This window comes from Fundidesulfovibrio sp. (assembly GCF_058402725.1).
Map to the genome: position 1 here is coordinate 1 of NZ_JBZVFJ010000331.1, position 1,718 is coordinate 1,718.

The 1,718-nt window shown below is 70.7% G+C and carries 2 protein-coding genes; one reads left to right on the plus strand and one right to left on the minus strand.

Annotated elements, in window-relative coordinates:
- Positions 1 to 1,125 (plus strand): sigma-54-dependent transcriptional regulator (locus ACV4UX_RS19280; RefSeq protein ID WP_491594896.1); only part of this gene is annotated, 1,125 nt, incomplete at its 5' end.
- A 106-nt stretch (positions 1,126 to 1,231) separates the two neighbouring features.
- Here the strand turns inward: ACV4UX_RS19280 and ACV4UX_RS19285 are convergent.
- Positions 1,232 to 1,718 (minus strand): histidine phosphatase family protein (locus tag ACV4UX_RS19285; protein ID WP_491594897.1); only part of this gene is annotated, 487 nt, incomplete at its 5' end.

Below are 1,718 nucleotides of genomic sequence, written 5' to 3' on the forward strand. Positions count from 1 at the left end.
GGGCGCATCCCGGACGTGGAGGTGATCATCATCACCGGCCACGGCAACATCGACAGCGCCGTGGAGGCCATGAAGCTCGGGGCCTACGACTACCTCACCAAGCCCTTCAAGCTCGACGAGGTGGAGATCGTCATCGAGCGGGCCTGGCAGCGGGTGTGCCTGCGCAGGGAGAACCGCAGCCTCAAGCACTCCCAGATGAGCGTGAAGCCCCCGCCGCTGGTGGGCCTCTCCCAGGCCGTGAAGCAGATCCGCTTCCTGGTGGAGAAGGTGGCCCCCACGGAAGTGCCCGTGCTCATCACGGGCGAGTCCGGCGTGGGCAAGGACGTGGTGGCCCACGCCCTGCACACCTCCAGCCGCCGGGGGGACAAGCCGCTGATCATCAAGAACTGCGCGACGCTCCAGAAGGACCTCTCGCGCAGCGAACTCTTCGGGCACTGCCGGGGGGCCTTCACCGGGGCCACCGAGAGCCAGGAAGGGCTCATGACCTTCGCCCACCAGGGCACGCTTTTCCTGGACGAGATCGGCGAACTGCCCCTGGAGGTGCAGGCCTCGCTCCTGCGCGTGCTGGAGAGCAAGACCTACCGCCGTGTGGGCGAGAAGGACGAGCGCCACACCGACATCCGCTGCCTCTTCGCCACCAACCGCAACCTCCAGACCGAGGTGGAGGCCGGGCGCTTCCACGAGGCGCTCTTCCACCGCATCAACGTCTTCAACATCCACATCCCCCGTCTGGCCGAGCGCAAGGAGGACATCCCCCTGCTGGTGGAGCACTTCCTGAGCCGCCTGCGCGCCGGGCAGCCCCCCTGCACCATCACCGAGGGGGCCATGCGCTGCCTCTTGGGCTACGAATGGCCGGGCAACATCCGCGAACTGCGCAACGTCATCGAGCGCGGCATGATCCTGGCCGAGAACGGCCTGATCACCGAGCACGTCCTGCCCCGGGAACTCATCGACAAGGGCGAGGACCAGCCCGGCATCCTCTCCCTGGAGGCCGTGGAGCGCGCCCACATCCGCCGCGTGCTCCAGTACCACAACGGCAACCGCTCCCTGGCGGCCCAGTCCCTGGGCATCAGCCGCAAGACCCTCTACCGCAAGATCCTGGAATACGGGCTGGAACCGGCCTGACGCGAAGCGGCGGGAGGGCTGGGGACGTCGGCGAGCGCGGAGGGCGTGGAGGCGGCGTGTCCGTTGCGTCCCTCCCGGTCCGCCCGGCGGCTCCGGCGGCGCGCGGTCATGCGGGCGGCGTGGCCCCTGGCGGCAGGTTCAGGGCCTGGAGCGCCGGACGCTCCCCGTCGAGCGTGAGCACGTTCAGGCAGGCGTGGTCCTGGCCCAGGCCGAAGAGCCGCTCCAGGGGGATGCCCAGGAGCGTGCACAGGAGCGCCCGGTTGAACCCCGCGTGGGCCACGGCCAGGATGCGCCACGGCCCGGGCCCTGCGGCGCGGGTCATTGCGTCGAGCGCCCGGGCCGCGCGCCGGGCCACGTCCTCGAAACTCTCGCCGCCGGGAGGGCGGAAGCCCGCCATGTCCCGGCCGCGCGCCTCGTGCTGGCCGGGGAAATGCCGCCGCACCTCCGCCACGGTGAGCCCTTCCCACGCGCCAAGGTCGATCTCCGCCAAATCCGGCAGGATCATGATCTCCGCCCCGCCCGGCAGGGCAGAGTGTTCCGCCTGACCCGACCGGGCCGAGTGCTCCGCCCGGTCCGGCAGCGGCTTGCGTTCC